This window comes from Acinetobacter pittii (assembly GCF_034067285.1).
Classification (GTDB): domain Bacteria; phylum Pseudomonadota; class Gammaproteobacteria; order Pseudomonadales; family Moraxellaceae; genus Acinetobacter; species Acinetobacter pittii_E.
On record NZ_CP139286.1, the window covers coordinates 841,366 to 867,816 of the forward strand.

Sequence of the window (26,451 nt, forward strand, 5' to 3'; positions counted from 1 at the left end):
AAAACCTTCTTTATGGGTTTGTAGGAAATGCCAGTTCTTGCTTTGTTTTTGTTCTAATTGCATTTATTGTGTTAATTCTACTTGTCTTTTTTATATCGCTCGTTGATGATCAAAAGGCCAAATTTGGCATTGCCACCTGTTAATTGACGACTTAATTCTGAGCAGCCATGCTATCTAAATTTTTTATTCAGCGCCCTATTTTTGCCAGTGTTCTAGCAATTATTGTTATGGCATTTGGTATTTTCTCGGTGCTGAATTTACCCGTAGAGCGCTATCCTGATATTGCCCCTCCTAAAATTACAGTATCGGCAAGTTATAGTGGGGCAGATGCACAAACGGTTGAGCAAAGTGTTACTCAGATTTTAGAGCAGCAAATACAAGGTATTGATCACTTACTTTATTTCAGCTCTACCAGTGATTCATCGGGACGTAGTCGAATTACCATTAGTTTTGATAATGGAACCAATCCAGATACAGCACAGGTCCAAGTCCAAAATAGTATTAGTGGTGTCATAAGACGTTTACCCGATGAAGTACAACGCCAAGGGGTGACGGTGAGTAAGTCACTCGGTGATACTTTTATGGTGATAGGTTTATATGACTCGTCTGGTAAATCGGGAAATATCGAGCTATCGGACTACTTAACTACACATGTGGTCGATAACCTAAACCGTATTGAAGGGGTGGGTGAATCTGATGTTTTTGGTTCGCAATATGCAATGCGAATCTGGCTAAATCCAGAGAAATTAAAACAATATAATTTAATACCAAGTGATGTTGCCAGTGCAATCACCGCTCAAAATACACAAGTTGCCGCAGGTGCAATCGGTGATTTACCTGTTATTGATGGACAATATTTAAATACTAAAGTCACCGCAGGTTCTCGACTAAAAACAGTCGAAGATTTTAAAAATATTGTGGTGAAAGCTAATCAAACAGCAAGTTATGTCTATTTAAAGGATATTGCTAGAGTCGAGTTGGGTGCAGAAAATTATCAGTCTTTTAACACCATTAATGGCTATCCCGCCGCTGGTTTAGGTATTTCGCTATCTTCGGGCGCGAATGCGATTCAGACTTCTAAACTCATCCATCAAACTCTAGATCAGCTTACAACTAAACTACCTGCCGGCTATAAAATTGTTTACCCACGAGATAATACGCCGTTTGTTCAAGAGTCAATTAAGGAAGTCGTAAAGACACTTATTGAAGCCATTATTTTAGTTATTTTGGTGATGTTCCTGTTCTTACAAAGCTGGCGCGCTACACTCATTCCGAGCATTACCGTTCCTGTTGTGATTTTAGGAACTTTTGCTGTTTTATATGTGCTCGGTTTTAGTATTAACACTTTAACGTTATTTGCATTGGTACTCGCTATTGGTTTATTAGTCGATGATGCGATTGTGGTGGTCGAAAATGTTGAGCGGCTCATGCATGAACAGCATTTAACCCCAAAAGAAGCAGCCATTGAGTCGATGGGAGAAATTAGTGGAGCTTTAATTGGGATTACATTGGTTTTAACTGCCGTTTTTATTCCAATGTCGTTTTTAGGTGGCTCAATTGGCGTGATTTATCGCCAGTTTTCTATTACTTTAGTCGCCGCTATGGCGTTATCGCTCGTCGTTGCCTTAGTGCTTACACCTGCGTTATGCGCTTTAATTTTAAAGCCTAATCCAGAGCCTATGCGTTGGGCGGTTTGGTTTAACCAAAAAATTGATCAACTTAAAAATCAATATATAAAAATCGTCCAAACGAGCATTCGCTACAGTAAATCGGTTGTGGTCATTTTTGTGGCTTTGATTGCTGTGTTTATGCTGTTTTATAGCGGTTTAAAAAGTGGATTTATTCCTAAAGAAGACCAAGGCATTTTAAGCGTTCAAATTAAGCTTGTTGATAGTGCGCCAATCTCGCAAAGTCAAAAAATTGGAGAACAAGTCCGTCAATACTTCTTAACCCAAGAAGATAAGAATGTGGATTTGGTTTTGATCCGCTATGGTCGAAATTATTCTGGTACAGGGCAGAACTTGGCACAAGGATTTATCGCTTTAAAACCTTGGGATGTACGTACAGGTAAAGAAAATTCGGCTGACGCGATACAAAAGCGTGCGATGAAATATTTTAGTCAATTCAATAATGCACAAATTAATGTGACATTACCCGCTTCAGTTAATGGTTTAGGCCAAACCGATGGTCTGGATTTATGGATTCAAGATTTGAATGGGCAAGGGCAAGATTTTCTAGATAATACCTTCCGTCAGTTGCAAACGCAGAGTAAAAGCTATTCAAGTTTTGAAAACTTTGATAAGCAATCGACTAACAGTAAAGCAAACCTTAATATTAAGATTGATCAGAAACAAGCATTAGCAAATGGATTAGAGCTACCTGCAATTAACAGCACTTTGTCGAGTGCATGGGGTGGAACATATGTAAATGACTTTATTGACCGTGGTCGTATTAAGCGTGTCATGATTCAAGGTGATGCCCAGTTCAGATCAAAACCAGAAGATTTATATAATTGGTCTGTACGTAATAACCAAAATGAAATGGTACCTTTTAGCTCATTTGCTAACTTTAGTTGGGGCGGCGCTCCTGAAATTGTAAAACGTTATATGGGTTATAGTGCCTTGCAGTTACAAGCCGATGTGGCGAGTGGCAGCAGTTCGGGTCAGGCAATGAAAGATGTTGAACAACTCGTAAATCAGCAAAAAGACGTTGGCTTGGCATGGACAGGTTTATCTTTTGAAGAACAGAAGTCGACAAATCAGGCCGTCTGGTTATATTTAATTTCGGCAGGCTTTATCTTCTTATGCTTAGCCGCACTCTATGAAAGCTTAAGCATTCCTGCCGCCGTGATGACATCTATTCCGCTTGGTGTAGGGGGAAGCGTCATCTTCTCTTATATTTTTGGTCTACCCAATGATGTGTATTTCCAAATTGCACTATTAACCACGATTGGCTTGTCATGTAAAAACGCAATTTTAATTGTTGAGTTTGCAGCCTTAGCTCAAGAAAAAGGTAAGACTGCAATTCAAGCCGCTTTAGAAGGCGCAAGCTTACGTTTAAGACCGATTTTAATGACTTCTTTGGCTTTTGGTGCAGGTGTGATTCCTTTGGTCTTTGCACAAGGGGCAGGGGCTGTAAGCCGTCAAGAAATCGGTATTAGTATTTTAGGTGGCGTTATGTTCGGTACCGTACTGGTTCTGTTTTTTATTCCAGTCATGTACGTGTTATTGCGTTCATTGTTTAGATCGAAAGCTGCTCGTTAAGTAAATAATTTAAAAAGAGGTATTAAATCAAGTATATTAAGATTAACTTCTCTTCATATATTTGATTTAGATGCCTCAAGAAAAAAAATTAACAGAGCAACAGGTCATCGCACTAGAACGAGACCTGGCCAAGTTCGCGACCATGATGGACAGCGCGGTTCGTATTCCTTTTACAAAGCAGGGCATTGGTGCCGATGCTGCACTGAGCACGATTCCAATTGCCGGTGATGTTGCTGGTTTCGTATTGACCTGTTATGCGATTTATAAAGCTAAACAAATTGGTGTACCTCAACATAAGCTAACGCCAGTTATCAAACTCGCTGTTGTAGATGCTGTAGTGGGTTTTGTTCCAGTTGCCGGGACTATTTTCGATATTTTTATACGACCGAGTCGAAAAGCATTAGATGTGGTTCATACGCATATACGCGAAGAATATAAGATCCAAAGTGATATTCATGTCATTCATCCATACTTACATGAAAAACTTGAAAAAAAGCAGCAGAATTCAGCTTTCTGGCGTAATCCAGTGGTGAGTTGGTTATGGCTGCATATCCCAGATTTGCTTGGTGCGTTTGTACTGCTTTTAATTGGTATAGCTGTTTGGTGGGGCGCAAGTTACCTATGGGGTCTCTATCAAGCCATGTAATAAAAAATAAAGCCTCCAGTTGGAGGCTTTATTTTTACATTAAACGTTTTATGGGCAATCTAATTGATGTAAAGCTGCCACACGTTGTTCAATTGTTGGGTGGGTTTGGAACAAAGCAGCTAAGCTAAAACCTTGTTCTTTACCTTCCGCAATTGCGAAAGCTTTCATTTCTTTTGGCATTTGATCTGGCATTTCAGTCTCAGCTTGTAGACGTAATAATGCAGAAATCATTGCTTGTTTACCTGCTAAACGTGCACCTGCTTCATCAGCACGGTATTCACGATAACGAGAGAACCACATCACAATGGCAGAAGCGAGAATACCAAAGACGATATCCAATACCATGGTAATAATGAAGTAACCCATACCAGGGGCTTCATCATCTTGACGACCAAAAACGTTACGGTCGATAAAGTCACCAACTACACGAGCAAAGAACATAACAAAGGCGTTCACGACACCTTGGATGAGTGCGAGGGTAACCATGTCACCATTCGCAACGTGACCAATCTCGTGCGCAAGCACAGCACGTAGCTCATCTTTGTTCATACGCTCAAGTAGACCAGATGAAACGGCAACTAAGGCATCATTTTTGTTCCAGCCTGTTGCAAAGGCATTGGATTGATATGATGGAAAAATACCAACCTCTGGCATGTTAATACCAGCGCGTTGAGAAAGTTCAGCGACTGTTTGCAATAACCAGCTTTCAGCTTGGTTACGAGGAGCATTCGGGTCGATCAGTTCTGTACCGGTCGTTTTCTTAGCCATCCATTTTGACATGAATAGCGAGATTAAAGATCCCACCATACCAAACACAAAACAGATCACTAGAAGGTTGCCTAGATTCAAGCCACCCGCGCCATGGTAACTACCGACACCGAAGAGTGACAAAATAATGCCAGCTACAACCAGTACCGCGAGGTTGGTAAGCAAAAACAAACCAATCCGCATCATTGAGAAAATCCTCTTATAAATAAAATGTTATCTGATTTACAAATTCTAAATCATGCAGCTAATATGCGGGGCTTAGGGGAAAAATTCAAGAAAAAAATAAGGAATTGATACATTCTTTCATTTAGCAGAATGTGCCTAAATTTAAAGAATAATTGGCTAAGTTCGTCAAAATGGTAAAGATCAGGTAATAGATCATTACAATTTAAAACATCTGAACTTGACTACATAGAACCGTGAGCTACAGTTCTTCGTCATTGTTTATTCAATTCGTATATGGGCAATTGCGGTCGCATTATTGGTGACATAAGTGCCTGTCGGTGCATCTGTATAGCTACCGTCAGATAAGGTCACGATTTGACGAGAAGATGAATATTTCGGTGATTGAGTAGTGATTTGAGCTGTTGTGTTTTCTACCAAATTGGAAGAATGAGAAACGGTTTGCGCTGAAGTATTCGTAAAAGATGAAAAACCTGAACCCGATGCATATAGGTTTTGATATCGGCTTGTCACACGGCGCACATAATCTTGTGTTTCGCGGAAAGGGGGAATACCACCATATTTGTCGACATTACCTTCACCTGCATTATAAGCCGCAAGTGCCATTTGTGTATTTCCATTAAAACGCTTGAGTAACCAGCTTAAATATTTCGCACCGGCAAAAATATTTTGTTGCGGGTCATACGCGTTAGATACATTAAAACGACGGGCCGTCGCAGGCATAAGCTGCATTAAACCTTGAGCACCTACTGGCGAACGAGCTTTTACATTAAATCCAGACTCGGTGTGCATAACGGCTTTAATTAAACCTTCCGATACACCATGTTGCTGTGCAGCTTGTCTAATAATATGGTCGAACGCATTTTTATTCTTGTTGTAACTTGGCAGAACAGAAGCTTCTGACGTTCCCCAGTTTGTATAACTGTGAATATTACTATCTGGATAATAGGTTACTTTTACTTTTTTTAGAGAGTGATCATAGCTTTTTCGGTTGGTGAGCAATGTACTACCGTTTTTATCTTGGTAAATATACATTTGACCTGCTGAACTTGAAGTTATGCCGACCATAAAAGTGGTCATCCCCAGCGAACAAGAAATAAGAAATTGAACCGATTTTTTCATTTTATGTTATTCACAATTTTAAGGTACTCAAAACTTGCAAAAGAGTTTATCAAAAAATACAACTTAAAGAAGATTTGTGTAATTTTTTTTATTTCGACTCTTTCAAAAAATCAAGCTTATTTGTTCGAATGCTCATCAAAAAAAATTAAAAAATTTTTTTAAAATGATTCTATTGACTTGAATAACATGTTGATTATTAAAGGTAAAAAACATTGGTTAAAAAATGATCAATTTAAATAAAACCCTTAACAGAAGGTCAAAACAGTTTGTCAAGTACGAAGAAATCCACAATTTTATCCACAGGTTTTGTGGAAAACTGTGGAAAAGTCCAAAAAGTAAGCATTTTGCACAAAATTTGAACGCTTGAGTCAAAAATAAAGCATGTGTTTTGCATCATGCATGAGCAATGTGACGACTTCAAGAATTGAAACTATTCTTTTGATGCGATTCTCTTCTGAATCATATAAAATTGCGCGGTATTTTTATTTATGGGTATACCTCGTCTATGTACGCGCCAGTTGAGTCCAATCAGGGATTTAATTTTAAGCCTGAACTTCCAACAAGCTCGGCCTATTACCGTTTGCTCAAGAAGCTTCGCCGTCAAGTTGGGCATGCTATTCGTGACTTCAATATGATTGAAGATGGCGATAAGGTCATGGTGTGTGTGTCTGGTGGTAAAGACAGTTATACCTTGCTTGATATTTTGTTGCAGTTTAAGCGTATCGCACCGATTGATTTTGATGTGGTTGCGGTTAACCTTGACCAAAAACAACCAGGCTTTCCTGAAGATGTTTTGCCTCGTTATATGGAAGAGAACAACATTCCATATTACATTTTAGAAAAAGACACCTATACCATAACTAAACGTTTAACACCGGAAGGTAAAACCTACTGCGCAGTATGTTCACGTTTACGCCGTGGTTCTTTATATGGCTTTGCACAAGAGATTGGTGCAACTAAAGTGGCTTTAGGTCATCACCGTGACGATATCATCGCGACGTTCTTCTTAAACCTATTTCATGGCGGTAGCTTAAAGGCGATGCCTCCAAAGCTATTATCCTCAGATAAAAAGAACATTTTGATTCGTCCTTTGGCATATGTTGAAGAAAAAGACATTATTAAATATGCCGAGTTACGTCAGTTCCCAATCATTCCATGTAACCTTTGTGGTTCGCAGGAAAACCTACAGCGTGCCATGCTTAATGAAATGCTACGTGAATGGGATAAACAATATCCGAAGCGCTTACACAGCATTTTCGGTGCGTTACAGAACGTATCTCCATCTCAGTTAGCGGATCGTGAGCTGTTCGATTTTGAAGCTCTAGACTCTCAGCGTGAGTTGGATATTAAAGATCCAGAAGAGCTTAAGAAACGCTTAGATGTAGTGAACTTAAGCTTTGCTGCTGAATAAACGCTAGCATAAAGAATGTTAAAGGCACTTTATAATCAAGTGCCTTTAATGTATCAAAATACTAAAAAATGAATGTTCCGTACAAAAAGTCATAGCCCAAAATTTAAATTACATGCTATAACAACCCACAAGCAGAATTGCTTCACATGATGTTGTCTGGATAGGCAACTAGAGAAATTGAACAAATAAATTTGAGGAAGAATCATGCCTGCATTTTTAACTGAAGATTGGTTTGCGACTGTCGAAAAATTAACTGCTGAAGCAGGTGATCTTAATTTGCCACCCGCTCTTGCGAATTTGGCAATTAATTTAGTAGTTACAGATGCTGCTGGAAATACCGAATTAGCTTTAGATGGGGGTAAAATCCAAAAAGGTTTGTCTTCAAATGCCAAAACAACTTTAAATATGGATGCTGAAACTTTACGTAAAGTATTCTTAGAGTTTGATATGGCTGCTGCTATGCAGGCATTCATGACTGGTAAAATTAAAGTTCAAGGCGATATGTCTCAATTGATGGCTCTACAAACAGCTAAGCCAAGCCAAGAACAAAAAGATTTGTTTAAGAAAGTATTAGAGCATACTGCTTAAACTTAAAAGAATTCATATAAAAAGCTTACCCAAAGAGGTAAGCTTTTTATTTATACAAACAATGAATTTATCAACTTTTAAATAATAAAAATTAGATATTGATTCTTGTTTGCGCCGTTTTAATATGTTCAAGATAAGCACGAATACGAGTCACGTATTGAACCGCTTGCTTATATCGACCATTTCGCATTTTATTACTTTGCAAATAATCGTAAAGATTAACCCACTGATTTGGGTCTTTCCCTTGTGCTTGCAAGCGCTTCTGAATCTGACTTACCGCACCCGGTCCCATGTTATAGGCCACAAGCGCGTACCAGTTCCGATCAGGGAATGGAATATTATCAAATTCACTTAACATTAAATCGTAATACTTCGCTCCACCTTGAATGCTCTGAGTTGGATCACTACGATTGCTCACACCCATTGCTCGAGCAGTGCTATTGGTTAGCATCATTAAGCCACGTACACCTGTGGGAGAAACAGATTCAGGCTTTAAATACGATTCTTGATAACCAATTGCGGCAAGTAAATGCCAATCTAGATCATACTTCGCTGCACTTTGCTTAAAGCTCGCTTTATAAATCGGTAAACGTGTGCTTAAGTCACGTTGAATGGTTGACCATGCTTCTGGTTTCACCACATTGCGATTATAAAAAGAAGCAAGCTGCTGGGTCACACCATTTTGCTTACTTTGGCATACAAAGCCACTGGCAGTCTGGGTGAGTGGGTCATCAGCCTGTTTAAATACCCAACTTAACTCTGGGTTTAAACCATTTTTTTGCAAATTTGTTGTGTCACCACAACTTGCAGAAAATGACATCAAACCTTTGTTTTCGATTGTGCTTAAACCTGCTGTAGTCATTGCAAAGTTTGCTTTACCTTGCTGGACCCATCTAAGTGCAGTGGCATTGTCTGCCACGATTTTAAAGTCCAGCTTTACATTTAGGTTCTGTGCATAGTTACGCGCTAGGTCATAACCAAAACCATGTAAAAACTGATCTTCTTTGAAAACGGTTGTCGGGCTTTCTACCGCAACAACAGTTAGAGTGTTTGTGTTAACTACAGTATTGTACTGTAGGGTTTTACCTGCATTAAGACTATGAAATGGGAGAAGCATAGTACTGAGTGCAAGTGCTTTTAACGGGAGAGAAGAAAATAAAGAGTTAAGGCAAAGCCTCGACCCAGAACTTGAATTACTGTGCATGTTGTCTCCGCTACAGATAATTTATGCCCTAAAAGTCAGACAATAAGCTGCCATAACTTCTAAAAGTTGATAAATTCAATAAGGGGTGGGCAGTCATGACGTCATTCAAAATGACATGAAATGAAAAAAATAAACTGTGTAGAAAATCTACATAGTTTTCGAGTGGGTTAAAAAATGCTCAACATTTAATCTGCGCGCATCATAATATTGAAAAAAAGTAATGTCAAATTTTGTACAATTAAATCTTCGATATAACATCATAAACACATGAATTTCTTAAGGAAGAAAATTTATACACTTCTGATGTGAGAAAATAGGGTATAAAATGCTACATCTTGTAAGCGATATGTTGTTGAACAGTGGTTTTTAATCATGAAATCTAACTTAATCACTCGGTCAGGGCATGACAAATTAGTTGCTGAATTAAAACAACTTTGGCATGAAGAACGACCTGAAATCACCAAAAAAGTAAACTGGGCGGCAAGCTTGGGTGACCGCAGTGAAAATGCGGATTATCAATACAATAAGCAGCTCCTTAGAAAAATTGATCGACGTGTACGCTATTTAGGAAAACGCTTAGAAGAATTAAAAATTGTTGATTATTCACCAGAGCAAGACGGCAAGGTTTACTTTGGCGCTTGGGTACAGATTGAAAATGAAGAAGGCGAGCAAAAAACTTTACGTATTGTAGGAATCGATGAAATTTATGATCATCATCCGCAACATATCTCAATTGAATCGCCAATGGCGCGCGCATTGCTCGGTAAAGAAGTCGATGATGAGATCGAAGTACACACGCCATCTGGGAAAAAGCTGTGGTATATCAATACAATTCGCTATGAAAAGACAGAAAACCCCGAAAATTAAATAGATTTGTGTTTATTTTGAGCGGTTGAATTAAAAATTAAATAAAAGATTTGCCAACTTGTGTTTTTGTTTATATTATAGCGCTCGTTGGAAGCGTGGCAGAGCGGTTTAATGCACCGGTCTTGAAAACCGACGAGGGTGTGAGTCCTCCGTGAGTTCGAATCTCACCGCTTCCGCCAAAATTCTTAAAAAGCCCTTGTTAATGACAAGGGCTTTTTTTTATCTATTTAAAATTTTTTACTTTATATCAATTTGAATAATTAGTAGTAAATCGCATCTGCTTATTTCATTTTAGCGACTCAACTTCCTTAAGCACTGAAGAGGAGTGCTAATGACAGCAATCACGCTGTGTTAGGGCCATTAACCTTAGTGATGAAAGGTGAAATATTCCGGCTAAATATGCTTGGATTGGTTCACCAGCCGTGTCCTGGGTTCATAAATAATGAGTTTTTGAGTTGAAAAGCCTCTGTAGAACAGAGGCTTTTTTACAGGTAAATCATAGTTATTTGACTTAGCTTTAGTCTATTTAAAGGGTATACTTAAATTACCGTATAGATAAAATTAAAAATGATTTTTCATAGACCATCCATTAAGTTAAATAGGGGATTAATAAGTATATTTTATCGGAGAAATATCTCCTTTTTTTCTTTCATATTTTTTTGGAATTTTTTTACCAATATATAGTTTTTTGATATCTTCTGGAGCTTCATCTGCTATGAAACCAAATTTATGGGAATCTGTATCGCGAACTATATGTTGTGGAAAATTCTTTGCTATAGCTTCTAACCAATTAGCATTGATATAAGCTCCACGTATAATTCCATGAGCGACAGCAAGAATGACCTCAGCTTTTTCAGCTCTGTTTTTATTTACTTTCCATGCAAATCTAACAGCATCATATATCGAACTATTTTTGATTCCTTTATTGATTGAAATTAATAAAATTTTATGTTCAAAAACTGCTTCTATAGCTGCATATTTTTGATTAATTTCATGGACATGCATGACACCATTTTCACTATTCCCAGCTCCATTTTGAACATTAGTCAGTCCTAAATAAGCATCAATTAATGCTCCTTCCACTTCAAATGCGGTTTGTTCATTTAGAGCATGCCTATGTATTACATGGAGAACTTCTAATCCAGAAGCTTTAATATCTCGAATACGCTGAATTTTATCAGAAGTTACGTCACTTTCTTTTGATACTTGCTCATCATAGATATGACTAAATATTCTGTTTCCTTTTCCTTTACCAACATAGAATGTTTGTCCATCTCTAGGATCGATTAAACGATATACATAATATTGTAAATTTTCTATTACACCAGCTCGAAAGTACTCTTTACTCATTAAATCCACTTATAAGGCTATAAATTTTATATAACTATATGATAAAGATTATAAGAAATAAGTAAAAACTGAGTGTTCTCAATCAACTGATCAACCAAGTTATATCTAAATTGTTGCATTAAAACTTTGTTAATTTGAGGAAGTATGGCCTTCCCCAAATTTAATACTAGTTAACAACAGTTTTAGCAAAAATTTTATTTTTATTTGCAAGAGTATAGATTCTGTCGTATAAGCCTATAAAGCTTTTTTTGTCACCTTTACAAACCATTGAGAATTTATGTAAATCAATAAAATCTAAAAAAATACAAGGTCTATTTAATTGATTGCTTTTAGATAAAAGCATTTCGGAATATTTTTCATAATCCTCCAAGAATAGCTCTTTGATTACTATTAACGAATACACATTTTTTTTATCAATATTCTGTGTGAAACTTTCATTTCCTATCTTAAAGTTAAGTATAGGAGATTTTGATAAATATTTTACAGCACCTTCATATTGGCGTATAGCTTTAGATAAGTGTTTAATTGCCTTGCTTTTTTTTCTTTCAAGTGTGTTTAATAATAGTTCTTCAGTATTTGGACTATCTTTAGCTTGGATTACTAAAATTTCAGAATTAGTAATAATCATGATATCTGCTATCTCCTCGCCATCTTCCAATCGAAGCGGATTTAGAAAAATATTATCAGGTTCAAAAACTCTTCCTAAAATTTTTACTATTTCACTTTCTTGAAATGCACCAGGTTCTTCTCTTTCTAACTGTGTATGATAAATCAAATTATCAGTTACATGCTCCTTTGAAGTCGCACATGCATCTAAAATCATATAATTACTAAGAAGTTCATCTTTTAGAAATTTTAGCTCTAATTTTAAATTTTGATCAAGTTTATCAAGAATAAACCAATCATTAAGCTCTATTTGTAGCACCCTAGAGTTTATATCTTCAATTCTGATAAATTTAAGTTCTTCAACTTTCCTAGAACAAGTATCATTTTTAGAAATTTCTGCACTACAACTTAGCAACTCATAGTTATTTTCATTAAAAAAGTGAACTTCGCATTTATCTTGTAATAAGAATTCTTTGTACCAATAACTAAGTTCTTCTTCAAATAATGGAGTTTTAATCACTAATGGTTCATCTTTATCATCATAGAAAGTAGAAATGATTAAAGGAACGATATTTTTATCATCTCTTATTTCTGTTAAAAAAATTTGAAATCCACTATTAATTTTTGCAGTTAGGATAAACTCTTTGGGGACTTTAAGTATTAATTTAAATTCATTTCCAATCTTTATAGGTAATATTCCTCCATGTAAGTCTTTAATAATTCCTAACAGCTCTGGATACATTATTGTCAACATTGTTTTTAATACTTCCTTTCTTTTAAAGTCCTTGTAATATATGACTTGTTTTCTTAAAATACCATCCTATAAAATATATTTAAGTTTGATAATTTCTTAGAATATCTAAAATTAATATACTACATCTTGTACACAATCTTTCTAGGCTGTATTTATTTTCCCTTTATAAACCCCAATTTAACAATAACCAACTCATTATTTATCCTTACTTTTTAATGATCTATTTTAAAACAAATGTCATTTTGTGTGCTTGACTGCAAAAGGGGAGAGCACTATTCTTTGCCTGCTGGCCACATTGCCAGTCGGTTTTAGCAGACCGCATAATAACTCCCGCATCAGAGTCATTCCTTCTGAGGAATAGTCTTGTGTGGTAGCCACTCGTTCCTTTCCCGTAGCGGTAGGACGGGAGAGGGACACCTACGGGTGTGCTAGTTTGAGTTATTACTAGTCTGCTAACCCTTTCTCGTTCTGCCACCATAACTTTAATGACTTGGCAGAACTCCCAATAAAAAGGAGTTGGCTTTGCACATTCTTAATTTCTTGGCAGCCTTTGCTAAAGTCTATATCGACACAACTTAAACGTTAAAGCGGTTTGAACACCTAAGGGTTTTTCAGGCTTTAAATCGTCACGACTAAAACTTAGCAACAATAAAACTTGAGATGTGCCAAGCACAGTCTTTATAGGCTTTGCTGTGCTTTTTTTCTCCCAAAAAAGTATCTCACCTACAACAAGAACTTATTTTAAAACGGTAAAAATATGCCTCATTCAGAAATATCTGCCAAAAAATTACAGGTCATTTGTACTTCAATTCAGCTATTTACGATTTATGGATTTCACAATACAGGGGTAAACCTTCTGATCAAAAAATGCAAAATTCAGAAGGCGACTTTTTATAATTATTTTCAGTCCAAAGAGCGACTCATTGAAAGATGCATAGCCTTTCAAAAAAGTCGGCTAAAAGAAGAAGTGCTGGCAATTATTTATTCGCATCGTTACCCAAACTCACAGGATAAACTTAAAGAAATTTTTCTTTTACATGTCGATTTAAATAGCTTTTACCATCTTTTGTTTAAAGCCATTTTTGAAATAAAACTGCTTTACCCGAAAGCTTATCAAATGGCGATTGAATATAGAAAATGGTTGCTACGAGAGCTTTTTGATCTGATATTTAGTCTAGAAACCAGTTCATTAAAACCCGATGCCGACATCGTTTTATTTATGATTGATGGGGCAATGGTTCAGCTTTTAGACTCAAACAAAGCAGATGAAAGAGAGAAATTATTAGACTATTTTTACCAAAAAATCCCCTCACTTTCTCATTCTAAGTCATAGATCCTAAGTTTGAATAGAACGTGAGAATAGATCAAAAGTTTGGCTTATAGCATTCAGCTAGTCATTTCAATAAAAGCCCTCAAATGAGGGCCTACATATTGATTTTTCTAGCTTAGAGACTCTTTTAAAAAACCTTGTTGGCCAAATAGTTTTTCACGAAATTCGGCCTCTAATTGCTCGGTTTGCATGTGTAAGGGGTTAAAATTTTCATCTCTGACATCAAGCATATCTACAAATGCTTTCGATAAAATTCCCAACCGATTAACTCCTCCAAATCCTAAATAAACGCCGTCCTTTAATTGCTTTAAGCTAAATCTAATATCTTTTCTTTTTAAAATTTTTATCCAATATTCAAACATAATAGGCATGATAAGTTTTGTGACTCTAGCTAAAGCGAGTTTTCTATTTTTGCTCGAGTTGCCACCGATCGCATTTAACACATCAAATGCGACCGACTTATGTTCAAGCTCTTCGAGTGCATGCCACTCCCAAAGATTTCTGCTCTCTTGTGTAGTTTTTCTTTTAATTAACTGATCTGTGAGCAATAGACGAGCGAGGGTAGCCGTGTAGTGTTCCATGACTACGGTCGCCGCGACTTGTTCGACCGTTGAAAGTTTACGTAACTTATCCAAACGTGCTTTGGTTTTGGCCTCAATCTCGATTACTTCAGGGTAGTTAGAATGTATGAGGTGATTGTTCAGGGTTTTATGTTCACGACTATGAAAGGCTTCTTGAGCAATAAAGGCTCTGATATCTTCTAAAAGTTTTTCATCTTTAATTTGGCTTCGAACATTTCTGATACTTTCAATAAAGAACATTTCACCCGGAGGAAACATGGCGGAAAGTACAACGAACAAAGAAGTAACAACAGGATTTTCTTCGTAATAAAAAGAGTAACTTTTATTCGTATCGTAAGAAAGTTCAACATTACGACGAACAATTTTTTGATTTGTAGCGAGAGCTGTATTCATTTTTTTAACTCATCTTTAAAAAATAATTGATCAAATTTTGATTTCAACTAGAATTTATCAATGAATTTATACGGAAAAAAGACGGATTTTTAGAAGGATAAAAGGTAATGGTAACTATAAGAAAACCAAAACAAAATAGAGCTAAAAATACATTTGAGTCTATAGTAAGTGCAGGATTTATCTCTGTTATGAAAAATGGCTTAGACCATACAACTGTGCTTAAAGTGTGTGAGATAGCAGGGGTAGGATCGGGAAGTTTTTATGAATATTTCAAAAATAAAGAAGCACTTTTCATTGAGATGCAGCAGCATTTTATTATGGAAATATCGAAAGTCATTTATGACGTAATTCCTGAAATTTTAGATTTAGAGATCCCTGAAGCAATCAGAACAATTTTTTTAAAAATCGGTGAATTTTTGGCAAAAGATAATAATAAATATTTTTATTGGCTTAGTGTTTCTTCTAAATATAGTACTGAAGCAAGCCATGTAAAAGCTGTAAAAGCGATCAATGTCTTAGCCATTGAATATGCCATGAAACATCCTGAAGTATTAAAAATCAAAAACTTGAAAATGATGGTTTATATTTTGATTCATTCAAGTATTGCTTTAACGATGAACTTTTTTACTTCACAAAATATGGGTTTTACTTTTGAAGAATTAGTTGACTGCTTAATTAACCTTACAATGTCATACATAGAGAATGATAGAAATAAGGTGGTTTAACTTAACCTTTATGATGACTGCGCCAATGGAGCCTTCAGCTTTAGAAGAACTTAAAGAAAAATGTATTAAATCTAAAACCCATTAAACTTAGTTTGCTTAGTTGAATTAAGAAAAGTAGCTATAAAGTTGCGTAATAGAGGCTTATTCGGCTGCTTTTACTTACATTTTTAGATGAGGTAGAATTTTTGGCCTTTTCTTTGTACTCAAGTGATAAGAGCGTGTCTATTTCAAATTGCTTAAAACTAACTTTTCTCATAACTGCAATTCATCTTACCGCTTGTGCATCGTTATCATTGGAGTCTAAATATCCAAGCTACGAGCAGAAATTTACTAGTAACGTATTACACGAAGACAATATTATTGGTATAGGGGAAACAAAATCTAAAAATGAAAAATCGTCCCGTGCTCTACTCATCGGCGAAAAATTTAATTATCTACTTACCGAAGGTGGTTCTGATTTATTAAATATTACGCAAAAGTTACCTAACCAAGAGCGTATTTTGCTTAATAAATTACCGCTTGAATTAGACGTTTATAATAACAATATCTTTTATGGGCACATCTATTTTTATCATCCCGTACCAGTTAATCAGCTGAGTAATACGAAGAAGCAAGAGTTGCTTAAATTGGGTTTTCTAGAAGAATCTTTACAGGTGAATAATCAAGAGAAAGGAATATATTTAAGTAGAAATATAGCCATAAAAGGTACTGTTTATGAAGGTACAAAACAGACGATTCAGTTATCGTTAACGGGTTCTATCCCAATTGTACTTCAAGAACAGCGTTTAACTATGCAAGAAAATAAAAATAATACTTTAAAGAAAAATCTACTGTCTCCACTAGCACTAGGCTTGGATATTATTACTTTACCTATTCAGTTCGGTGCAGAAAAACTTTCTAAAAAATAGTTTAGACGAGTAGACACGAACGGCCTTAAATTTATATATGGTAAGGCTTCCAAACGATTTATATTAAATAATGTGGAATCGTATGGAAGCCTAAAACTTTAATAACTTAGAAGGTATTTTTAGTAATTACATCATCGTAAGGAAGTTTGCCCACACGTGGGTAAGGCTGAGAAGCCGACTTACCAACTGCAATCATTAAACACACCACGTGGTCTTCAGGTAAGTTAATCAGTTTCGCCATCGCATCAAAGTCAAAACCATCCATAGGGCAGCTATCTAAACCATGCTCTTGAGCAAGCAGCATTAAGGTTTGAGCAAAGATACCCGCACTACGCATAACTTCATCACGTTGGGTTTGTGGACGGTCACGGTAATATTGGTCAATCGCGCCAACCATAATATTTTGAACTTCCGGAGTCGCTCCATCCCATACACGTTTAGCATCGGCTTCCCATGTACTTACTTTTGCGCATAGTACAATCAGTAATGATGACTCTGTAACTTGTGGTTGGTCCCAAGCAATGGTGCGGATGTTTTGTCTTAACTCAGCATCTTCAATGATGACTGGACGCCAGTGTTGTAAGTTGAAAGCGCTTGGGGCATTTGCTAAAACTTCTTGTAATAATTGCTTCTTGTCATCATCAGAGATTTGAAAAGCAGGGTCAAAGCGTTTAACTGCGCGACGGTTACGGATGGCATCAATAACATTCATAAGATTTTCCTACTTAAGAGGGGGTAGCGATACTAGTTAATTTTATAACGTTGAGCTACATCAGCCGAAGAAAAGTTTGGTAGTAATGTAATACGTAATTTTTCAAAATTATTCCATTGATTTTCGTCTTTCAGCACAGGAATTGTAATTGTTTCTTTACGGTCAAAACCAATTAGAGCTGCATCTACCAAATCATTTACTTCCATTAATGGCGGTATTTGGCTTAAATCTATGCCTGACCGTTCCCAAATTTCGGTTTTAGTGGCAGAAGGCAATACGGCTTGCACATGCACGCCATGATCTTTTAATTCTAAATATAAACCTTGGCTAAAATATTGGATGAAAGATTTACTAGCACCGTAAATTGTAGAACCAAATTCAGGCGCTAATCCAAGCACAGAACCTAAATTGATAATAGCGCCTTTACCTTTGCGTATAAGTTGTTGGGAAATTGCATGAGATAACCGAACAACTGCAGTCATATTTAAAGTCAGAAGTTTTTCAATCTCATGACGATCTTGAGTTAAAAAGTTTCCGCTAAGGGCAATCCCTGCGTTGTTGACTAAAATTTCAATATCAGCATCGTTTTTGAGTACATCTTCAATTTTACTAATGTCTTGATCTTTTGATAAATCGGCTTGAATGAACTCGACCTGTACAGCGTATTTTTCTTGAAGATCTTTTGAAATCCTATCTAAGCGGTTTGTGTCCCGTGCAACCAAGATTAAGTGATAGCCACGTTGAGCAAATCGATCTGCATAAACAGAACCAATTCCTGACGAAGCGCCTGTAATAAGTACTTTTGATTGAGCTGACATGTGATATCTCTACGCTTTAATTTTTAGATGATGATTATAATCTAAAATATACGGGTTTTGATGTCAATCATAATCAATGTATAATTATAATGAGTAGGGTGAATAAAAGTGGGTGCGCCATCATGAAAGTCAGTAAAACTCAGGTAAAAGAAAACCGAGATAAAATTGTTGAAAAGGCGACTCAACTGTTTCGTAGTAAAGGCTATGACGGCGTCGGCATTGCCGAGTTAATGTCTAGCGCAGGCTTTACCCACGGTGGGTTTTATAAACATTTCAGCTCGAAAACAGACCTTGTTTCCATTACCGTCAAACATGGTCTTGAGCAGGTTTTAAAAAGAATAGAAGGTTTAAATTTAACTCAATTTATTGAAATGTACGTATCTCGTACTCATCGAGACAATCGAGATCAGGGTTGTACTTTAACAGCACTATCTTGTGATGCCGCAAGACAGCCAGATGAAGTGAAAGTCGAATTTGAAGAGGGTATTGAGCAGCTTATTCAGTTCATTATGAATGAACGAGAAAAACAAGTTTCTTTAGAAACGGCAGAGTTAAGAAAGCAAGCCATTAATATTCTTGCCCAGTCTGTAGGAGCAATTGCTTTATCTCGCGCATGCCCTGATCAGTCTACACTTAGCGATGAAATATTAGAAAGTTGTAGAGAGAGCCTGTTAAAGTTAGCTGATTAAACTTTTTTATCTCTCAAACTTGTTTGGCTAAATTGAACTAGTCTCGCAATATCTACTGTTCGCTCATATATCAGGTCGGCTGCATGTTCGCAGGCGTGTTCTAATGTAATTGGACCATTGGCTAGTGAAAAAGCAGCCGTAACCCCGTGCTCATAAAGCGCTTGGTAGCCTTCACCTAATGTTCCTGCAATCACAATAACAGGAACATTGTGCGCTTTGGCAATTTGACTCACTCCAAACACTGTTTTGCCACTTAAGGTTTGTTGGTCAAATTTACCTTCACCTGTAATGACCCAATCTGCATTTGAAATTTTATGGGCCAGTTGGTTAAGTTCGGCGATAACTTTAACTCCAGCTTTAAACTCCGCATTTAAATAACTTTTGGCTGCAAAACCTAAACCACCAGCAGCACCAGAACCTGCTTCATCTCGTTTGTCGAAACCTAAAAGGTGTGCAGAGACATCGGCAAAATGAGAAAGCGCTTCATCGAGTAACTGGACTTGAGCAGGAGAAGCACCTTTTTGTGGTCCAAAAATATGTGATGCGCCGTTTGCGCCGCAAAGTGGATTAGTTACATCGGCAGCCAGTAAAAACCGTGTGTGCTGAATACGTGAGTCGAAATGTGTTAAATCAACTTTTGAAAGATGACTAAGGGCAAGGCCGCCAGCAGGTAAAACGTTTTGGTTAGCATCGAGCAAAACTGCGCCTAAAGCACTGAGCAATCCTGTGCCACCATCATTGGTGGCGCTACCGCCCACAGTTAGAATGATGTCTTTTGCACCTGCATCTAAAGCATCCAAAATGAGCTGGCCCGTTCCAAACGTTGTGCTGTGGCAGGCATCACGTTGTGAAGGCGGTACTAACTGTATGCCGCTCGCTTGAGCCATTTCAATCATGGCGATGCTTTGATTTTCTAACCATCCCCATTTAGCTTGAACAGGCTGACCTAATGGTCCGACCACGGTTTTTTCACGCCATTGACCACCGCAGACTTCTAAAACAGCTTCAATGGTTCCTTCACCGCCATCTGCCATAGGACATAAAATCGTTTCGGCATGGGGGAAAACTGCTTGCCATCCTTTGGCAATTGCTTGAGCTACGTTTAAAGCAGATAAGCTGTCTTTAAAAGAGTCAGGGGCAATAATGACTTTCATAAGCACTCTAATTCTGATGGGTTTTTAATTGATTTATACTGCTTAATACGAAAAAAGCATAGATAAAACCAAATCAGAGTCAATTTGAAAAATCGGTCTAATCTGTTAAAAATGAAAACCAATAATAATGTTTTTATCTGTAAAAAACACATCCAATAAATTTTTAATTATTTGTTATATATAATTTTTTAAAAATAACACTAATAGACTGAATTATTGTAATTGTAAAGAATATGGCACATATTATAAGCAGGGTTGAGCCAGCTTTTAAAATATTGTGAATAAGATAAAAAGCGTACTCTCCTGACCAGCTAAACAGCAGATCGCCTAGATATAACCATAATTAAATTGTGATTTTATTGAATCTGTTGAGTGTGTAAGAAGAAATAAGAGGATAAAAAAGTGGATAATTCAGAAGAACAAAAGCACATACAGGAAAATAATGGCTTTGCGCGAATTGAGCCATATACTCATCCTGCTGGCGGTTGGGGAGCGCTTCTTAGTGTTGCTCGAAACTTAAAGCGACAAGATATTTTAAAAAAAGGTTCAATTACCTTACTCAACATTAACCAGCCTACAGGTTTTGACTGTCCCGGTTGTGCTTGGCCAGAAAAGAAAGATGCTCATGCATTTAACTTCTGTGAAAATGGCGCAAAGGCAGTGGCTTTTGAAGCGACCAGTAAAACAGTTACTCCTGAATATTTTGCAGGTCACACTGTTAGTTGGTTATCAGAACAAAGTGATTTTTTTCTAGAAGACTTAGGCCGCTTGACCGATCCAGTCCGCTACGATGCTGCAACCGATAAATATATTCCTATTTCATGGGATGAAGCATTTCAGATTATTGCTAAACACCTCCATGCGCTAGACCACCCAGACCAAGCTGCGTTTTATACCTCTGGTCGTGCCAGTAACGAAGCGGCATTTTTATATCAATTGTTTGTGCGAAGCTTTGGTACAAATAATTTTCCAGACTGTTCGAACATGTGCCATGAAACCACAAGTGTTGGCTTACTTGACTCGATTGGTTTAGGAAAGGGCACCGTTACCCTAGAAGACTTTGATTTGGCTGATGCAATTTTCAGTTTTGGACACAACCCCGGAACCAATCACCCACGTATGTTAGGTACTTTACGAGAAGTGTCTAAACGTGGCGGTAATATTGTTGCGATTAACCCGATTAAAGAGCGAGGTCTAGAGCGCTTTCAAGACCCGCAAGCACCGCTTGAAATGATGACCAATGGTAGTACACCAATTAGTCGCTATTATTTCCAACCTAAAATTGGTGGTGACTATGCGCTAATGTTAGGGATTTTAAAGCACTTAAATGAGTGGGATAAAAAAGCACTTGCTTCAGGTAAACCTAGTGTTTTTGACCGAAACTTTATTGCGGTTAATACAGTCGGTTTTGATGAGATGATTGCTGAGATCGATAGAACTGAGTGGGAAGATATTTATAAACACTCGGGGCTATCACCAGAGCATTTAGAAAAACTCGCCCAACTGTTTTTAGAGTCCGAGCGCTCAATTTTCTGTTGGGGAATGGGTATTACTCAACACCGCCACGGAACAGCCAATGTGCATATGTTAGCCAATTTATTATTGGCGCGTGGTCAAATTGGTAGACCGGGTGCAGGGCTTTGTCCAGTTCGTGGGCATAGTAATGTGCAGGGCGACCGCACCATGGGCATTAATGAGCTACCTAGTCCTAAATTACTCGACAACATTGATCGCGTGTTTGGAATTAAATCACCAAGAAAAAATGGTTTTGGTGTGGTCGAAACCATTAAAGCCATGGCTGAAGGTGAGGTCAAAGTCTTTATTGGTTTAGGTGGAAACTTTGCTGTTGCAACGCCCGATACCACCTATACGCAAGAAGCGCTTAGAAAGTGTGATTTAACTGTTCATGTTGCCACCAAGTTAAACCGTAGTCATTTGGTGTGTGGTAAAGACGCGCTCATTTTGCCATGTTTAGGCCGTACCGAAATTGATGAGCAGCTTCATGGTCCGCAGGCCATTTCTGTCGAAGATTCGATGAGTAATATTCACTTGTCGGCCGGGCGTAATACTCCAATTTCTGAAAATATTTTGTCTGAACCAGACATTGTGGCAAGAATGGCTGAAGCAGTGCTGCCAGACAGTAAGATCAAATGGAAATGGTACATTGAAAGTTATGACCGTATTCGTGACTCAATCGCCGATGTATTTGATGAGTTCCATGACTTTAATTTACGTGTCTATAAACCGGGTGGTTTCCACCTAGAGCATCCAGCCAATCAGCACATCTGGAATACAAAAAGTGGCAAAGCGCAGTTTATGATTACACCGCTGAGTGAAGTCTATGCCGATAAAGAACATCAATATGCTGCTGCATATACCGAGAGTAAAGTTTATACCTTAATGACCACTCGCTCTCACGACCAATACAACACGACGCTTTATGGTCTCGATGACCGTTACCGTGGGGTGTTCGGCCAGCGCCGTGTGTTATTTATGAATCAAGCCGATATTGATGAAGCTGGTTTTGAAGCAAACCAGTGGGTTGATATTGAAAGTGTTTTCTCAGATGGCGTGAAGCGTATTGTGCACAGTTTCCGTATTGTGCCATACAACATTCCACGTGGCAGCTTAGCGGCTTACTATCCAGAGACCAATCCTTTAGTGGCCTTAAGCAGTCATGATAAATATGCCAAGATTCCGGCTTCCAAAAGTGTGCCGGTGATTTTGCATCCCGGTAATGCACCAGAGCACTTCAACTTGGCAACGGCAGTTGACCCTGAAGATGCAGATAGAAAAGTAAGCAGCCTTTAAATCAAAGGCGATATTAACAATATCATCTCAACAAGTGGTGCTATTCAAAGCGCCACTTCAAGATAAAGGAAATTATTTTGACACCAGATTCTTATGGGGTTGAAACATTACAAGTAAAGCGGTTTAAGAAAGCCGAGTCTAAAAGTGTTTTAGATCATATTGTTCAAGAGCATCCGATTGCTTTGGTATATAACGGTATTTCTCATGCGGTGATGATGGCAACACCGACAAATGTCGATTTATTTGCCAAAGGTTTTAGCCTCTCCGAAGGAATTTTAACGAGCTTAAAAGAACTATATGCCATTGAGGTTCATCAAAGTGAATTGGGCATTACGGTTGAAATGACCATTTCATCCAGAGCTTTTGCTGCCTTAAAAGAAAGACGACGTATGTTGGTGGGTCGTACAGGCTGTGGTTTATGTGGCATTGAAAGTTTAGAGCAGCTTCAGCTCGATATTTCTAAAATTACCATCGAACCTTCCAGAGAGTGGCTCGAACAAATTCCAGTCGCGATTTCTCAATTAAAAGATCAGCAAAAAATTACTGCCTTAACAGGTGGAGCACATGCCGCAGCTTGGGTGGTTGAAGGCAAAATTATAGCTTTATTTGAAGATGTTGGCCGTCACAATGCCTTAGATAAATTGCTGGGTTATTTAGCTCAAGAAAACTATGACACCAGTGCAGGTTTTGTGGTGATGACCAGTCGTGCAAGCTATGAACTGATACGAAAATGTGCCCAGCTTAATATTGGTTTATTGGCTTCAATTTCTGCTCCAACCAGCATGGCTATTAGGCTCGCAAAAATATCTGGCTTAACATTGGCAAGCTTTTGTCGCGGAGATGATTTTGTTTTATATACATGAGCATAGCGCTTTAAAATATTGATGAAATAAGTGCGAATCAAAAGAATGCTCAAAAATAATGGAAATATACATTTCTATTTTTCCTAATTTTAAGTTAAGCACGAGCTTTATACTTTATGATCAGATGTATGGAGTTCAGAGTGTGTCCCAATGGCTTGGTTGCAGTCTTTAAAAGATTGGGCAAAACGTCTAAAAAAACAAATTATTATGCTTTGGTTTGCATCAAAGCATCCTCAAATGCCGTGGTTACCCAAAATTATTGCTGTGGTGGCTGTGGCTTATGCTTTTAGTCCGATCGATTTAATTCCAGACTTTATTCCCATTTTAGGATTTATTGATGACGCTTTAATTTTGCCCATACTGATTTGGTTAGCGGTTCGATTTACGCCTAAACAAGTCATTTTTGATGCAGAACAACAAGCTGAAGAATGGCTAGAACAGCAAGAGCGTCGACCTCAAAATTATTTGGTTGCCGTACTCATTATTTTAATTTGGATAACTCTGGCAATGATAGCTTATTTCTATTTTGGTGGTGGGTTGTAATTTATAAACCATCAAAGTTTAGAATCGTGAATTTAAAGGCATTAACATTGTGCTTTGCTACAACTCAAAGGATAATAACATTTTTATAAGCTATGGGTTGCAGACAATGAAAATCGTCGCAGATGAAAATTTGGCATTTACCGATTACTTTTTTTCTGAGTTTGGCGATATTCAACACAAAGCAGGGCGCACTTTAACTCATGCAGATGTCAAAGATGCTGAAGCATTATTAGTTCGTTCAGTCACCGCAGTGAATGAAAGTTTAATTGAAAATACAGCATTAAAATATGTAGGTAGCGCGACAATCGGTACTGATCATTTAGATATCGCGGCTTTAGAAAAACAAGGTATTACGTGGGCCAATGCCGCAGGTTGTAATGCCCAGGCTGTGGCTGAATATGTCATTACTGCTTTACTTCATTTAGATGCGAGCCTTTTAGAACCACAAGAAAAATTTACGCTAGGCATTGTTGGTCTTGGAAATGTCGGTAAGCGTTTGGCCTATATGGCCCAGTTACTTGGTTGGAATGTGATTGGTTTTGACCCATATGTGCATTTAGATTCAATTGAAAATGTAAACTTTCAAACTTTGTTGCAACAAGCCAATGCAATTTCAATTCATGTGCCGCTTACTAAAAATAGTGAACATGCCACATATCATCTGTTTGATGAAAAAGCTTTTGCAGCGCTTCAACCGAACACGATTTTAATTAATAGTGCACGTGGCCCAGTCGTTAAAGAAGCTGCTTTAATCGAAGACATTCAACGTACTCAGCGTAAAGTCGTGCTTGATGTATTTGAACATGAACCCGTCATCTCTGAAGAACTTATAGATATGTTGGCCTTAGCAACACCGCATATTGCAGGTTATAGCTTGGAAGGTAAGGCACGCGGTACGCAAATGATTTATGAAGCGTTCTGCCAAAAGTTTGGTTTTGATATAAATAAGCGTTTCGAGACTCAGTTGCCTACATGCGAAGACTATTTTTCAGGAAATGATTTAAAAGCAGTGTTAAAGCAAAAATTAGCTCAGATTTATGATATTGCTCAAGATGACGCCAACATTCGTGCCTGTATTAAAGATGGCAAAGTTGAGCAAAAAGCATTTGATTTATTACGTAAGAATTATCCGCTGCGCCGTGAATGGGCAGCACATGGGAGACCACAGGCATGAGTTTAAGTTATCAACCTACTTGTTCAATTGATGCTTTAAAGGCTCGTGCTAAGCTTTACACTCAAATTCGTCAGTTTTTTGCTGAACGTGATGTGATGGAAGTCGAAACACCCATTGTTTCACAAGCAGGTGTCACCGATGTACATTTAGCTTCTGTTCAGGTTTTACGTCATATTAATGGCAAATTGCGAACTCAATATTTACAAACGTCACCAGAGTTTGCCATGAAGCGTTTGTTGGCAAGTGGCAGCGGGCCGATTTATCAAATCTGTAAGGTTTTCCGAGACGATGAACACGGACGCAAACACAACAGTGAATTTACCATGCTTGAATGGTATCGTCCGGGTCTAGACTTAAAAGCTTTAATGCATGAAACCGCTGATTTATTGCAAACCTGTTTGCAACATCGTTTTGGTGAATTTCGTCCGTTTATTCTAAGTTATAAGCATGCCTTTCAAGATCGCCTAGACATCAACCCTTTACAAGCAACGCTGAAGCAACTCAAAGATACGGCAAATCGTGTGGGGTTAAACCTTGATTTAGGCGATGACCGTTTAGCTTATATGGATTTGTTGTTTTCTCATTTTGTTGAGCCAAGTTTAGGTTTTGATGCGCCTGTCTTTTTAACTGACTTTCCGCCAGAAATGGCGTCTTTAGCAAAAGTAAAAGTAGATGAAGATGGGGAAGAGGTTGCAGCACGGTTTGAGGTTTATATTGAAGGTTTAGAGCTTGCTAATGCATACGATGAATTACTTGATGCAGACGTGTTACGTTCACGCTTTGAAGCAGACAATGCAGAGCGTGCTAAACAAGGCCTTCATGTCATGCCATTAGATGAACATTTATTATCAGCGTTACCTCATATGCCGGAATGTTCTGGTATCGCTTTAGGTGTAGACCGTTTACTCATGGTTGCCACAGATCAGGTCAAAATTGAAAAAGTAGTTACCTTTCCAGCAGAAATTGCCTAAAACTGACAAATAAAAAA

Annotated in this window: 23 protein-coding genes and 1 tRNA gene; 15 read left to right on the forward strand and 9 right to left on the reverse strand. The window is 37.6% G+C overall.

What is annotated here, in order from left to right:
- The first annotated feature begins 167 nt into the window (after positions 1 to 167).
- Together mexB and SOI81_RS03945 are read left to right on the forward strand one after the other, a co-directional pair.
- Positions 168 to 3,263, forward strand: coding sequence for a multidrug efflux RND transporter permease subunit (mexB, locus tag SOI81_RS03940; RefSeq protein ID WP_320541254.1), 3,096 nt, complete (start codon positions 168 to 170; stop codon positions 3,261 to 3,263).
- 70 nt (positions 3,264 to 3,333) lie between these two features.
- Positions 3,334 to 3,909 (forward strand): DUF4112 domain-containing protein, encoded by a 576-nt coding sequence (locus tag SOI81_RS03945; protein WP_320541255.1) that lies wholly within the window; start codon positions 3,334 to 3,336, stop codon positions 3,907 to 3,909.
- Positions 3,910 to 3,957: 48 nt separating this feature from the next.
- On the opposite strand, the gene htpX is transcribed toward SOI81_RS03945, so the two are convergent.
- The gene (gene htpX / locus SOI81_RS03950; protein ID WP_002118851.1) at positions 3,958 to 4,863 is read right to left on the reverse strand and encodes a protease HtpX; all 906 of its coding nucleotides are present in this window, start codon (positions 4,861 to 4,863) and stop codon (positions 3,958 to 3,960) included.
- A gap of 258 nt (positions 4,864 to 5,121) precedes the next feature.
- A complete protein-coding gene (locus SOI81_RS03955) occupies positions 5,122 to 5,982 on the reverse strand; it encodes a lytic transglycosylase domain-containing protein (protein ID WP_025470247.1) in 861 nt (286 codons plus the stop codon).
- Positions 5,983 to 6,487: 505 nt separating this feature from the next.
- On the opposite strand from SOI81_RS03955, the gene ttcA reads away from it, so the two are divergent.
- Both ttcA and SOI81_RS03965 read left to right on the forward strand, forming a co-directional pair.
- Positions 6,488 to 7,393 (forward strand): tRNA 2-thiocytidine(32) synthetase TtcA, encoded by a 906-nt coding sequence (ttcA, locus tag SOI81_RS03960; protein ID WP_016140202.1) that lies wholly within the window; start codon positions 6,488 to 6,490, stop codon positions 7,391 to 7,393.
- A 204-nt stretch (positions 7,394 to 7,597) separates the two neighbouring features.
- The gene (locus tag SOI81_RS03965) at positions 7,598 to 7,981 is read left to right on the forward strand and encodes an SCP2 sterol-binding domain-containing protein (RefSeq protein WP_016140203.1); all 384 of its coding nucleotides are present in this window, start codon (positions 7,598 to 7,600) and stop codon (positions 7,979 to 7,981) included.
- A gap of 91 nt (positions 7,982 to 8,072) precedes the next feature.
- Here the strand turns inward: SOI81_RS03965 and yfhD are convergent, their stop codons facing one another.
- Positions 8,073 to 9,185 (reverse strand): transglycosylase SLT domain-containing protein, encoded by a 1,113-nt coding sequence (yfhD, locus tag SOI81_RS03970; protein ID WP_239967166.1) that lies wholly within the window; start codon positions 9,183 to 9,185, stop codon positions 8,073 to 8,075.
- Between the two features lie 372 nt (positions 9,186 to 9,557).
- Between yfhD and greB the strand changes: the two genes are divergently transcribed.
- Complete coding sequence (greB, locus tag SOI81_RS03975; RefSeq protein ID WP_081172935.1) at positions 9,558 to 10,052, forward strand: transcription elongation factor GreB; 495 nt, start codon at positions 9,558 to 9,560, stop codon at positions 10,050 to 10,052.
- Between the two features lie 89 nt (positions 10,053 to 10,141).
- Positions 10,142 to 10,231, forward strand: a tRNA-Ser gene (locus SOI81_RS03980).
- A 427-nt stretch (positions 10,232 to 10,658) separates the two neighbouring features.
- On the opposite strand, the gene SOI81_RS03985 is transcribed toward SOI81_RS03980, so the two are convergent.
- On the reverse strand, positions 10,659 to 11,402 hold the full coding sequence (locus SOI81_RS03985; RefSeq protein WP_320541256.1) for an LEM-3-like GIY-YIG domain-containing protein: 744 nt from the start codon (positions 11,400 to 11,402) through the stop codon (positions 10,659 to 10,661).
- Between the two features lie 166 nt (positions 11,403 to 11,568).
- Complete coding sequence (locus tag SOI81_RS03990; protein WP_320541257.1) at positions 11,569 to 12,762, reverse strand: hypothetical protein; 1,194 nt, start codon at positions 12,760 to 12,762, stop codon at positions 11,569 to 11,571.
- Positions 12,763 to 13,519: 757 nt separating this feature from the next.
- Between SOI81_RS03990 and SOI81_RS03995 the strand changes: the two genes are divergently transcribed.
- A complete protein-coding gene (locus SOI81_RS03995) occupies positions 13,520 to 14,095 on the forward strand; it encodes a TetR/AcrR family transcriptional regulator (RefSeq protein ID WP_320541258.1) in 576 nt (191 codons plus the stop codon).
- A 107-nt stretch (positions 14,096 to 14,202) separates the two neighbouring features.
- Here SOI81_RS03995 and SOI81_RS04000 read toward each other — a convergent pair whose 3' ends face one another.
- Entirely contained in the window at positions 14,203 to 15,066 is an 864-nt protein-coding gene (locus SOI81_RS04000; protein WP_320541259.1) for a metal-dependent hydrolase, read from the reverse strand.
- 107 nt (positions 15,067 to 15,173) lie between these two features.
- Here SOI81_RS04000 and SOI81_RS04005 point away from each other — a divergent pair, with 107 nt between their 5' ends.
- Positions 15,174 to 15,791, forward strand: a complete 618-nt coding sequence (locus tag SOI81_RS04005) for a TetR/AcrR family transcriptional regulator (RefSeq protein WP_209734219.1) — start codon at positions 15,174 to 15,176, stop codon at positions 15,789 to 15,791.
- A 218-nt stretch (positions 15,792 to 16,009) separates the two neighbouring features.
- The gene (locus SOI81_RS04010; protein ID WP_320541260.1) at positions 16,010 to 16,699 is read left to right on the forward strand and encodes a hypothetical protein; all 690 of its coding nucleotides are present in this window, start codon (positions 16,010 to 16,012) and stop codon (positions 16,697 to 16,699) included.
- Between the two features lie 106 nt (positions 16,700 to 16,805).
- Here SOI81_RS04010 and drgA read toward each other — a convergent pair whose 3' ends face one another.
- Positions 16,806 to 17,411 (reverse strand): nitroreductase family protein, encoded by a 606-nt coding sequence (drgA, locus tag SOI81_RS04015; RefSeq protein WP_016140212.1) that lies wholly within the window; start codon positions 17,409 to 17,411, stop codon positions 16,806 to 16,808.
- Positions 17,412 to 17,443: 32 nt separating this feature from the next.
- Positions 17,444 to 18,229, reverse strand: a complete 786-nt coding sequence (locus SOI81_RS04020; RefSeq protein WP_320541261.1) for an SDR family oxidoreductase — start codon at positions 18,227 to 18,229, stop codon at positions 17,444 to 17,446.
- Positions 18,230 to 18,351: 122 nt separating this feature from the next.
- Between SOI81_RS04020 and SOI81_RS04025 the strand changes: the two genes are divergently transcribed.
- A complete protein-coding gene (locus SOI81_RS04025; protein ID WP_239967159.1) occupies positions 18,352 to 18,918 on the forward strand; it encodes a TetR/AcrR family transcriptional regulator in 567 nt (188 codons plus the stop codon).
- On the opposite strand, the gene glxK is transcribed toward SOI81_RS04025, so the two are convergent.
- On the reverse strand, positions 18,915 to 20,072 hold the full coding sequence (gene glxK / locus SOI81_RS04030) for a glycerate kinase (protein ID WP_320541262.1): 1,158 nt from the start codon (positions 20,070 to 20,072) through the stop codon (positions 18,915 to 18,917). The genes SOI81_RS04025 and glxK overlap by 4 nt on opposite strands.
- 402 nt (positions 20,073 to 20,474) lie before the next feature.
- Between glxK and ydeP the strand changes: the two genes are divergently transcribed.
- The 5 genes from ydeP to epmA all read left to right on the forward strand — a co-directional run bounded on the left by ydeP (position 20,475) and on the right by epmA (position 26,434).
- Positions 20,475 to 22,883, forward strand: coding sequence for an FdhF/YdeP family oxidoreductase (gene ydeP, locus SOI81_RS04035; RefSeq protein WP_320541263.1), 2,409 nt, complete (start codon positions 20,475 to 20,477; stop codon positions 22,881 to 22,883).
- A 77-nt stretch (positions 22,884 to 22,960) separates the two neighbouring features.
- Positions 22,961 to 23,746 (forward strand): formate dehydrogenase accessory sulfurtransferase FdhD, encoded by a 786-nt coding sequence (gene fdhD, locus SOI81_RS04040; protein WP_320541264.1) that lies wholly within the window; start codon positions 22,961 to 22,963, stop codon positions 23,744 to 23,746.
- A 150-nt stretch (positions 23,747 to 23,896) separates the two neighbouring features.
- A complete protein-coding gene (locus SOI81_RS04045; RefSeq protein ID WP_320541265.1) occupies positions 23,897 to 24,289 on the forward strand; it encodes a YkvA family protein in 393 nt (130 codons plus the stop codon).
- A 106-nt stretch (positions 24,290 to 24,395) separates the two neighbouring features.
- Positions 24,396 to 25,463 carry a 4-phosphoerythronate dehydrogenase gene (gene pdxB, locus SOI81_RS04050; protein ID WP_320541266.1) on the forward strand — a complete coding sequence of 356 codons (1,068 nt, stop codon included), beginning with the start codon at positions 24,396 to 24,398 and terminating at the stop codon, positions 25,461 to 25,463.
- Complete coding sequence (epmA, locus tag SOI81_RS04055) at positions 25,460 to 26,434, forward strand: EF-P lysine aminoacylase EpmA (protein WP_320541267.1); 975 nt, start codon at positions 25,460 to 25,462, stop codon at positions 26,432 to 26,434. Before pdxB ends, epmA begins: the two co-directional genes overlap by 4 nt.
- Positions 26,435 to 26,451 lie beyond the last annotated feature (17 nt).

Coding starts and splice junctions, on each gene's coding strand:
- drgA (WP_016140212.1), bottom strand. CDS start 17,411: ATGAATGTTATTGATGCCATCCGTAACCGTCGCGCAGTTAAACGCTTT.
- SOI81_RS04005 (WP_209734219.1), top strand. CDS start 15,174: ATGGTAACTATAAGAAAACCAAAACAAAATAGAGCTAAAAATACATTT.
- SOI81_RS03995 (WP_320541258.1), top strand. CDS start 13,520: ATGCCTCATTCAGAAATATCTGCCAAAAAATTACAGGTCATTTGTACT.
- SOI81_RS04020 (WP_320541261.1), bottom strand. CDS start 18,229: ATGTCAGCTCAATCAAAAGTACTTATTACAGGCGCTTCGTCAGGAATT.
- SOI81_RS04045 (WP_320541265.1), top strand. CDS start 23,897: ATGGCTTGGTTGCAGTCTTTAAAAGATTGGGCAAAACGTCTAAAAAAA.
- pdxB (WP_320541266.1), top strand. CDS start 24,396: ATGAAAATCGTCGCAGATGAAAATTTGGCATTTACCGATTACTTTTTT.
- greB (WP_081172935.1), top strand. CDS start 9,558: ATGAAATCTAACTTAATCACTCGGTCAGGGCATGACAAATTAGTTGCT.
- SOI81_RS03990 (WP_320541257.1), bottom strand. CDS start 12,762: ATGTTGACAATAATGTATCCAGAGCTGTTAGGAATTATTAAAGACTTA.
- SOI81_RS04025 (WP_239967159.1), top strand. CDS start 18,352: ATGAAAGTCAGTAAAACTCAGGTAAAAGAAAACCGAGATAAAATTGTT.
- SOI81_RS03985 (WP_320541256.1), bottom strand. CDS start 11,402: ATGAGTAAAGAGTACTTTCGAGCTGGTGTAATAGAAAATTTACAATAT.
- htpX (WP_002118851.1), bottom strand. CDS start 4,863: ATGATGCGGATTGGTTTGTTTTTGCTTACCAACCTCGCGGTACTGGTT.
- epmA (WP_320541267.1), top strand. CDS start 25,460: ATGAGTTTAAGTTATCAACCTACTTGTTCAATTGATGCTTTAAAGGCT.
- SOI81_RS03965 (WP_016140203.1), top strand. CDS start 7,598: ATGCCTGCATTTTTAACTGAAGATTGGTTTGCGACTGTCGAAAAATTA.
- SOI81_RS03955 (WP_025470247.1), bottom strand. CDS start 5,982: ATGAAAAAATCGGTTCAATTTCTTATTTCTTGTTCGCTGGGGATGACC.
- SOI81_RS03945 (WP_320541255.1), top strand. CDS start 3,334: ATGCCTCAAGAAAAAAAATTAACAGAGCAACAGGTCATCGCACTAGAA.
- ttcA (WP_016140202.1), top strand. CDS start 6,488: ATGTACGCGCCAGTTGAGTCCAATCAGGGATTTAATTTTAAGCCTGAA.
- yfhD (WP_239967166.1), bottom strand. CDS start 9,185: ATGCACAGTAATTCAAGTTCTGGGTCGAGGCTTTGCCTTAACTCTTTA.
- glxK (WP_320541262.1), bottom strand. CDS start 20,072: ATGAAAGTCATTATTGCCCCTGACTCTTTTAAAGACAGCTTATCTGCT.
- mexB (WP_320541254.1), top strand. CDS start 168: ATGCTATCTAAATTTTTTATTCAGCGCCCTATTTTTGCCAGTGTTCTA.
- SOI81_RS04000 (WP_320541259.1), bottom strand. CDS start 15,066: ATGAATACAGCTCTCGCTACAAATCAAAAAATTGTTCGTCGTAATGTT.